The organism is Microlunatus spumicola (genome assembly GCF_039536445.1).
Classification (GTDB): Bacteria; Actinomycetota; Actinomycetes; order Propionibacteriales; family Propionibacteriaceae; genus Microlunatus; species Microlunatus spumicola.
In genome coordinates, this window is the sequence record NZ_BAAAYR010000004.1 from 1029487 (window position 1) to 1037772 (window position 8286).

An 8286-nucleotide genomic window follows, 5' to 3' on the forward strand; every position below is an offset into this window, starting at 1 on the left:
GTGACCCCGACGGGCTGGGCGCCCTCGCCGCTCCAGCAGGAGCGTGAGGCCTACCGCCGACGCCGGGCCCGGCGCTCCAGCCTGGTCGCGCTCGGGAGCACGGTCGTCGTCGCCCTCGTCCTGGTCCTCGGGATCACGGCGACGCCCGGGTGGCCGCGGGTGCAGGAGACGTTCTTCAACCCGGCCCGGGCGTGGTCGGCCCTGCCCGCCGTCGCGGAGGGGCTCTGGCTGAACGTCCGCGTGATGCTCGTGTGCGGCGTGCTCATCGCCGTGCTCGGGCTCCTGGTCGCGGTGCTGCGGACCCTGCGCGGTCCCGTCTTCCTGCCGTTCCGGCTGATCGCCACCGCGTACACCGACCTGTTCCGCGGGCTGCCGCTGCTGCTGGTGATCTTCCTGCTCGGGTTCGGGGTGCCGGCGCTCCGCCTGCAGGGCGTCCCCAACGACGCGGTGATCTGGGGCGGCGCGGCGCTCGTGCTGACCTACACCGCGTACGTGGCCGAGGTCTTCCGCGCCGGCATCGAGTCGGTGCACCCCTCGCAGTGGGCGGCCAGCCGCTCGCTCGGGCTGCCCTACCCCCAGACGCTGCGGTTCGTGGTGCTGCCCCAGGCCGTGCGGCGGGTCGTCCCGGCCCTGCTGAACGACCTCGTCAGCCTGCAGAAGGACTCCGGCCTCATCGCCGTGCTCGGCGTCATCGACGCGATCCGGGCCGCGCAGATCGAGACGGCGACCGACTTCAACTTCACCCCGTACGTCGTGGCCGGGCTGCTGTTCGTGGCGCTGACCATCCCGCTGGCCCGGTTCACGGACTGGGTCGCGCGCCGGCAGGGCTGGCTCGGCGCGACGGGTGCGGCCCGGTGACCCCGCTGCTGCAGGCCCAGGGGCTGCGCAAGTCCTTCGGGACCCAGGTCGTGCTGGACGGCCTCGACCTCGAGGTGGACGCGGGCGGCTGCGTCGTCCTCATCGGCGGTTCCGGGTCCGGCAAGTCCACGCTGCTGCGCTGCCTGAACCTCCTCGAGACCGTCGACGACGGCCAGATCCTGCTCGAGGGTGTCGACGTCAGCGACCCGCGGGCCGACGTCGACGCGGTGCGGTCCCGGATCGGGATCGTCTTCCAGGCCTTCAACCTCTTCCCGCACCTCACCGTGCTCGACAACATCACGCTCGCCCCCGTCCGGGTGCATCGCGTGCCGCGCGCCGAGGCGGAGGCCCGGGCGCGCGAGATGCTCGACCGCGTCGGGCTGGCCGACAAGGCCGGGACGCACCCCGACCAGCTGTCCGGCGGGCAGCAGCAGCGGGTCGCGATCGCCCGGGCGCTGGTCAACCGGCCGGCGCTGCTGCTCCTCGACGAGGTGACGTCGGCGCTCGACCCGGAGCTGGTCGGCGAGGTCCTGGCGCTGCTGCGCGAGCTGCGGTCCGACGGCATGACGATGGTCATCGCGACCCACGAGATGTCCTTCGCCCGGCAGGTCGCGGACACCGTCTGCTTCCTCTCCGACGGGCGCGTGCTGGAGTCGGGACCGCCGGAGCAGGTCTTCGACGCCCCTCGCGCCCCGCGCCTGCGGAGCTTCCTGGCCGCGGTGACCGCGCACGCCCCGCTCGACCCCGAGGGGCCGCCCGGTCAGGAGCCGGCCGGCGCGTAGCGGGCGGGCCGCGTCGCGCGCCCGTCGCCCGGCGTCGCCGCCGTCACCAGGCACCGCCGCAGGCCCTTCGCGCCCGCGCCCGGCTGCGTCACGGGGCGTGCCGGCAGCGGGACGGCCGCCTCGATCCCGACGAGCAGACCCTTCGCGTACGCCTCCTCGGTGGCGATGCTCATGGCCCGGGTCGTGCTGCCGCCCACCTTGGCGCCGGCCTCGTTGTAGACCCACGGGACCTTCGCCAGCAGCTGCACGATCGCGAGGTTGCCCGGCTCCAGCGGGGCCCGGCCGGTGAAGCTGTTCTCGCGCGCGGAGACCTTCCGACCCTGGGCGTCGCTCCGGGCCCGGGCGATCGTCGCGGCGGCCTGCTCGCTCGCCTTCGCGACGGCCGCGTCGGAGAAGACCGTCCGGCTGCCACCGGTCCCCCGGTACATCGCGTGGTACTTCCCGTCGTGCGTCACCCCGCGCTGGGAGTACGTCGCCTGGAAGCCGGGGCCCTGCGAGTGGTCGTCGTGGACGCTGACCGCCAGCGCCGCGCGGCCGTCGTTCGCGACCTTCGCCCGCGCGGCCAGGCCGACGCTGTCGAGCGCCCGGCGCTTGGTCAGCGTGACGCGGTAGCCGTCCGTACGCAGCCCCTCCCCCACGCAGGCGCTGACGTCGAACGTCTCGTAGATCTCGGGGTAGTTCGGGTAGTCGACGTCACGCAGCCCCGTCGCGCGGTCGGTGCTCCGGATCGACCGGCCGCTGTGGCCCGGGTCGATGACGATCAGCGGGGCGGGCGCCGTCGACGTCGGGGTGGCCGTCGGGCTCGGTGACGCCGAGGGGCTCGCCGTGTCGACGGGCGTGAGCGCGGGGGTCGGGACCGGCGTCGGCAGCGACGGGGTGGGGCTCGCGCCCGGCGTCGTCGGCTCGGGCGAGAACACCGTCTGCGGCGGCGTCGGGAGCTGCGGCCGGGCGACCGGCTCCGCGGAACCGCAGCCCGGCAGCAGTGCGGTCAGGACGAGCGCGAGCAGCGCAGCCCGGCGTCGCGCCGCCCTGCGTCGCGCCGCCACGGGGCCTGCCTCAGCGGCCGGTCCCGGCGTAGACGACCGCCTGCTCGGTGGCGTCCAGGCCGAACGCGGTGTGCGCGGCGGCCACGGCGCGGGCCACGTCGTCCTGGCCGACGACGACCGAGATCCGGATCTCCGACGTGGAGATCATCCCGATGTTGACGTTGGCCGCGGCGAGCGCGGAGAAGAACTTCGCGGTCACGCCCGGGTGCGAGCGCATCCCGACGCCGACGACCGAGACCTTGCCGATCTGGTCGTCGTAGAGGAGGTCGGTGAAGCCGATCGACTCCTGCAGCGCGTTGAGCACGGCGATCGCCGTGGCGCCGTCGGTCTTCGGCAGCGTGAACGAGATGTCGGTGCGCGACGTCTGCACGGCCGAGACGTTCTGCACGATCATGTCGATGTTGATGTCCGTCGCGGCCACGGCCTCGAAGATCCGGGCGGCCTCACCGATCTGGTCGGGGACCCCGACGATGGTGATCTTGGCCTCCTTGGTCTCGTGCGCGACGCCGGAGATGATCGCCTGCTCCACCATGCCTCCTTCTTGCGGGTCGGACGGGTCGACGGGCACGCGGTCGCGCACCCAGGTGCCGGGGAGGTGCGAGAACGACGAGCGCACGTGCACCGGGACGCGCTCGCGCCGCGCGTACTCCACGCAGCGCAGGTGCAGGATCTTGGCGCCGCACGCCGCCATCTCGAGCATCTCCTCGTACGAGATCTCGGGGATCCGCTGGGCGCTCGGGACGATGCGCGGGTCGGCGGTGTAGATCCCGTCGACGTCGGTGTAGATCTCGCAGTAGTCGGCGCCGAGCGAGGCGGCGAGCGCGACGGCCGTCGTGTCGGAGGCGCCGCGCCCGAGCGTGGTGACGTCCTTGGTGTCCTGCGCGACGCCCTGGAAGCCGGCGACGATGACGATGTGGTCCTCGTCGAGCGCCTTGGTGATGCGGCCGGGCGTGATGTCGATGATCCGGGCGTTGCCGTGCGTCCCGGTCGTGATGATGCCGGCCTGCGAGCCCGTCAGCGACCGGGCGTGCATGCCCTGGTCGGCGATGGCCATGGCCAGCAGCGCCGCGCTCATCCGCTCGCCGGCGGTGAGGAGCATGTCCAGCTCGCGCGGCGGTGGCTGCGGGGACACGCGCAGGGCGAGGTCCATGAGCTCGTCGGTGGTGTCGCCCATCGCCGAGATGACGACGACGACGTCGTGGCCCTGCTGCTTGGTCGCGACCACGCGCTTCGCGACGCGCTTGATGGCCTCGGCGTCGGCGACCGACGAGCCGCCGTACTTCTGCACGACCCGCATCGAGGACCCTTTCGCCGCCGTGACTCCAGGTCGTCGCCGTCGGCGCCGACCGCGCCCAACTTTACGTGCGCGCGGCGCCACCGGGGTCGTCCGTCCAACGAGGGGGTGCGGTCGGCCGGACCCCGCCGCGGCCCGGTCGGGTGGAAGGATGGTGCCGTGACCGAGCAGGGGCAGCCGAGCCCGCAGCGGATCGGGGACGCCGAGCGTGACCGCGCCGCCGAGCTGCTGCGCGAGCACATGGCCCAGGGCCGGCTGACGGCCGAGGAGTTCGACGAGCGCATCGAGGCGGCGCTCACGGCCCGGACCGCCAGCGACCTGGACCCGTTGTTCACCGACCTGCCCGGCCCGCGGCCGGGTCAGACCGTGGCCACGACGCAGCCCTACCCCACCCCGCCGTGGCAGCGGCAGGCTCCCGCGTCGGACCCGGCACCCGCACCGGCGGTCCTGCCGCCGCGGACCGGCGGCGCCGAGGCGCTGCGCGGCATCACCGGCGCGCTGTGGATCATCATCCCGCTGACCGTCAGCTTCGTCCTCCCGGGCGGCTGGCAGAACTTCTGGTGGCTGATCTTCATCCCGATCATCATCTCGATGGTGGTCGGCAAGAGCGAGACCGAGCGGGACCGCGAGCGCAAGCGCATCGCCCACGAGCAGGAGCGCCTGGACAAGCGCCGGCGCGCCCTCGGCGACTGAACCCGTCCCTCCCGGCTCACCCGGGAGGGCCTCTGCGGCCCCGCCCTACAGTGGCGTCGTGAGCACAGACCGGGTGATCCGCTGGGGCATCGTCGGACCGGGTCGCATCGCCGACTCCGTCGCGCCGGACTTCGCGTACGTCGAGGGCGCCGAGCTCGTCGCCGTCGCGAGCCGTGTGCAGGAGCGGGCGCAGGCGTTCGCCGACAAGCACGGGGTCGCCCGCGCGTACGGCGGCTACGGCGGGATCCTCGGCGACGATGAGGTCGACGCCCTCTACATCGCCACCCCGCACCCGCAGCACGAGGCCGTGGCGCTCGCCGCGCTCGCCGCCGGCAAGGCCGTCCTGGTCGAGAAGGCGTTCACCGCCACCGTCGCCGGGGCCGAGCGCGTCATCGCGGCCGCCCGCCGGGAGCGGGTCTTCGCGATGGAGGCCATGTGGACCCGGTTCCAGCCGGCCGTGGTCAAGATCCGCGAGCTCGTGGCGGACGGCGCCATCGGCGAGGTCCGCCAGGTCCAGGCCGACCTGGGCGTCGACCGCCCGTACGACCCGAAGGACCGGCTGTTCGACCCCGCGCAGGGCGGCGGCGCGATGCTCGACCTCGGCGTCTACGTCGTCTCGATCGCCCAGCACTTCCTCGGCAACCCGACCTCGGTCGCCGTCAGCGGCTCGCTCGCCCCGACCGGCGTGGACGTCGAGGCCGGGCTGCTGCTCGGCTACGACGACGGGCGGGCGGCGGCGCTGCTGGTGTCGTTGCGCAACCCGACGCCCGGGCGGGCGCGGCTGCACGGGACCAAGGGCTGGATCGAGATCCCGCCGCGCTTCCACCACCCGAAGGCGTTCACGCTGCACCGCTTCGGGCAGGAGCCCGAGACCTTCGACCTGCCCCCGCTCGGCGTCGGCTACAGCCACGAGCTCATCGAGGTGAACGACTGCCTCCGGGCGGGCGAGACCGAGAGCAGCGTCATGCCGCTCGACGACACCCTGGCCGTCCAGCGCGTCCTCAACGAGGCCTCGGAGAAGCTCGGCGTGTTCCACCACGAGGACGCGCGGGTCGCGGTGTGAGCACCGGAGAGCTGACGGCGACCACGCCCGTCCCCACCGCCGTGCTGCCCGGCGTCGTCACCGGCGCCGGCGCCGCGCTGTCCGCGATGGTCGTCTACCAGATCCTGCGGCTGAGCTTATGGGCCGCGAGCGGAATCACGGTCCACGTCGGCCAGACCGCCCCGCCCGGGCTGCCCGGGTTCCAGCGGTTCTTCGGCAGCGAGCTGCTCCCCTCGCTCATCAGCCTCGGCCCGACCCTGCTCGCGGGCGCCGTGCTCGGCGGGGCGACGGGGCTCGTGATCACGCAGACCTGGGACCGTCAGGGTCCGCTGCGGGCGGCGCTGACCGGCGCGCTGCTGACCTTCGTGGTCGCGTTCATCGTGAACGCGACGGTCCTCGAACGGCAGCGCGAGAGCCCGCTGTCCTACCGGCGGTGGTCGCACCTGGTCGGCTACCCGTCGGTGCTCTTCGTGCTGGTGTTCGCGGGGGTGGGCGCCTCGCTCTACCTCACCCGCGCCCGCCAGGCCGCCGCTCCGATCGCCTTCGACCTGCGCGACCGCTGATCCCCCTGACCGCGCCGGGTGACCACTGGTCACTCGGTTCGCCTGACTCGGCCAGGACGAGCCCGAACCGACCAGTGGTCAGCGGGCGGGGGGCAGGCCCTGACCGCGCCGGGTGACCACTGGTCACTTGGTGCGCCTGACTCAGCCGAGCCGGACCCCAGCTGACCAGTGGTCATCGGGCGGTAGGGGCAGGGGTGCGGGCAGGGGCAGCGCCCTGGGGCCAGGAGAAGTGGTCTAGCTCGCCTCGACGAAGCGCCGGCCCTCGAACGCGCGGCCGAGGGTCACCTCGTCGGCGTACTCGAGGTCGCCGCCGACGGGCAGCCCGCTGGCCAGCCGGCTGACCCGGACGCCCATCGGCAGCAGCAACCGGGAGAGGTACGTCGCCGTGGCCTCGCCCTCGAGGTTGGGGTCGGTGGCGAGGATGACCTCGGTGACCGTCCCGTCGGCGAGCCGGAGGCACAGCTCACGGATCTTGAGGTCGGCCGGGCCGATGCCGTCGATCGGGCTGATCGCCCCACCGAGCACGTGGTAGCGCCCGCGGAACTCGCGCGTCCGCTCCACGGCGACGACGTCCTTGGACTCCTCGACCACGCAGATCGCGGTCTGGTCCCGACGAGGGTCGCGGCAGATCCGGCAGCGCGTCTCCTCCGAGACGTTGAAGCAGACGTCGCAGAACTTCACCGTCTCCTTGACGAGCTTGAGCGTCGCCGCAAGGCGGAGCACGTCGTCGGAGTCGGCGGCCAGGATGTGGAACGCCAGGCGCTGCGCGCTCTTCGGCCCGATGCCGGGGAGCCGACCGAGCTCGTCGATGAGGTCCTGGACCGGACCTTCGTACATCCGCGGGTCCTAGAAGCCGAGCCCGCCGAGGCCACCGGCGAGCGGACCGAGCTTGGACGCCGCCAGGGCCTGGGCCCGGCCGTTGGCGTCGCGCACGGCCGCGAGCACGAGGTCGGCCAGCGTCTCGGTGTCCTCGGCGTCGACGGCCTCGGGCTTGATCACGAGGCCGACGAGCTCGCCGGCGCCGGTCACGGTCGCGGTGACCATGTCGCCGCCCGCGGAGCCCTCGACCGTCGCCTCGGCCAGCTCCTGCTGAGCGGACATCAGCTGCGCCTGCATCGCCTGGGCCTGCGCGAGCAGACCGGACATGTCGCCACCATCGGGGATCATGCCGCCAGCCTAGTGCGGCGGTGCGCAGCGCCGGTGGTGCCGACGCGCGCGCTCACGCCTCGTCCTCGACGATGATCTGGGCGCCGAGCTGCCGGGCGAGCAGCGCCGTGTGCGACTCCGTGCCGTCGTCGACGTCGGCGTCGTCGCGGTCCGCGGCGTCGTCCGGGTCCACGACCTCCGCGGGCCCTGCGCTCTGTACGCTCGCGACGGCCCGCTCGCGGGCCGAGGGCGTCGACGCCACCGGCGCCTGGCCCATCGGCGCGTCCGTCGGGACCTGGTCCACGGTCGGCCGGGGCGCCGGGGCCGGCGCGCGGCCCGGCGTCTCGCGCGGCGCGGCGCCGCCCGCGTCGACCATCGTCTCGATGCGGAAGTCGGTGCCCAGCACCACCACGAGCGCCTCGCGGAGCACGTCCTCGCTGCCGCCCCGGCCGAAGCTGTCCCGCGCACCGGCGTTGGCCATGGCGAGCAGCAGGACGCCGTCGCGGACCTCCGCGACCTGCGCGTTCTGGCTGAGCAGGATCCAGGTGAAGCGGCGCTTGCTCTTGACCTCCTCCAGCACCTCGGGCCAGAGCCGGCGCACGTCCGTGGCCGTCATCCGCGTCCCGGACACCGGCGCCGACGGCTCCTCGCGCTGGGTGCCGAGCATCGTGTCGTCGGTCTCGCCGCCGGAGGGTCCGCGCGCGTCCGGGCGCCCGGCCGCGGGCTCGTCGGGCTGGCGGTCGTAGGACGGCGGCTCGTCGTCGCTCGGGGGCTCGTCCTCGTCCCGCGGCTGCAGGGCCGCGAGCTCGGGGCGGACGGGCTTGGGCGTGGTCGGCCGCGCCGGGCCGCGCCGGGGCGGCGG

At 74.0% G+C, this 8286-nt stretch carries 9 protein-coding genes and 1 pseudogene; 5 read left to right on the forward strand and 5 right to left on the reverse strand.

Translation table 11 applies throughout. The features are described 5' to 3' along the window. Positions 1 to 858 carry an ABC transporter permease subunit gene (locus tag ABD665_RS17765; protein ID WP_204910252.1) on the forward strand — a complete coding sequence of 286 codons (858 nt, stop codon included), beginning with the start codon at positions 1 to 3 and terminating at the stop codon, positions 856 to 858. Further along, positions 855 to 1640 (forward strand): ATP-binding cassette domain-containing protein, encoded by a 786-nt coding sequence (locus tag ABD665_RS17770; RefSeq protein WP_204910253.1) that lies wholly within the window; start codon positions 855 to 857, stop codon positions 1638 to 1640. Before ABD665_RS17765 ends, ABD665_RS17770 begins: the two co-directional genes overlap by 4 nt. Here the strand turns inward: ABD665_RS17770 and ABD665_RS17775 are convergent. Further along, positions 1619 to 2686, reverse strand: coding sequence for an N-acetylmuramoyl-L-alanine amidase (locus ABD665_RS17775; protein ID WP_204910254.1), 1068 nt, complete (start codon positions 2684 to 2686; stop codon positions 1619 to 1621). The two genes, ABD665_RS17770 and ABD665_RS17775, sit on opposite strands and share 22 nt — an antisense overlap. A 10-nt stretch (positions 2687 to 2696) precedes the next feature. Continuing rightward, positions 2697 to 3983, reverse strand: a complete 1287-nt coding sequence (locus ABD665_RS17780; protein WP_204910255.1) for an aspartate kinase — start codon at positions 3981 to 3983, stop codon at positions 2697 to 2699. Between the two features lie 156 nt (positions 3984 to 4139). Between ABD665_RS17780 and ABD665_RS17785 the strand changes: the two genes are divergently transcribed. The 3 genes from ABD665_RS17785 to ABD665_RS17795 are packed head-to-tail and all read left to right on the forward strand — an operon-like array spanning position 4140 to position 6278. Next, on the forward strand, positions 4140 to 4673 hold the full coding sequence (locus ABD665_RS17785) for a DUF1707 domain-containing protein (RefSeq protein WP_204910256.1): 534 nt from the start codon (positions 4140 to 4142) through the stop codon (positions 4671 to 4673). Positions 4674 to 4731: 58 nt separating this feature from the next. Next, complete coding sequence (locus tag ABD665_RS17790; RefSeq protein WP_204910257.1) at positions 4732 to 5736, forward strand: Gfo/Idh/MocA family protein; 1005 nt, start codon at positions 4732 to 4734, stop codon at positions 5734 to 5736. Continuing rightward, entirely contained in the window at positions 5733 to 6278 is a 546-nt protein-coding gene (locus ABD665_RS17795; protein ID WP_204910258.1) for a hypothetical protein, read from the forward strand. Before ABD665_RS17790 ends, ABD665_RS17795 begins: the two co-directional genes overlap by 4 nt. 234 nt (positions 6279 to 6512) lie before the next feature. Here the strand turns inward: ABD665_RS17795 and recR are convergent, their stop codons facing one another. The 3 genes and pseudogenes from recR to ABD665_RS17810 form a co-directional block, all read right to left on the reverse strand. Further along, positions 6513 to 7115, reverse strand: coding sequence for a recombination mediator RecR (recR, locus tag ABD665_RS17800; RefSeq protein WP_204910259.1), 603 nt, complete (start codon positions 7113 to 7115; stop codon positions 6513 to 6515). A gap of 9 nt (positions 7116 to 7124) precedes the next feature. After that, the gene (locus tag ABD665_RS17805; protein ID WP_204910260.1) at positions 7125 to 7445 is read right to left on the reverse strand and encodes a YbaB/EbfC family nucleoid-associated protein; all 321 of its coding nucleotides are present in this window, start codon (positions 7443 to 7445) and stop codon (positions 7125 to 7127) included. A 52-nt stretch (positions 7446 to 7497) separates the two neighbouring features. Beyond that, a pseudogene (locus ABD665_RS17810) lies at positions 7498 to 8286 on the reverse strand (hypothetical protein); the annotation flags it as partial.

Bases quoted from the DNA above. Each gene is read 5' to 3' on its own strand.
- ABD665_RS17805 (WP_204910260.1), bottom strand. From the start codon at position 7,445: ATGATCCCCGATGGTGGCGACATGTCCGGTCTGCTCGCGCAGGCCCAG.
- recR (WP_204910259.1), bottom strand. From the start codon at position 7,115: ATGTACGAAGGTCCGGTCCAGGACCTCATCGACGAGCTCGGTCGGCTC.
- ABD665_RS17780 (WP_204910255.1), bottom strand. From the start codon at position 3,983: ATGCGGGTCGTGCAGAAGTACGGCGGCTCGTCGGTCGCCGACGCCGAG.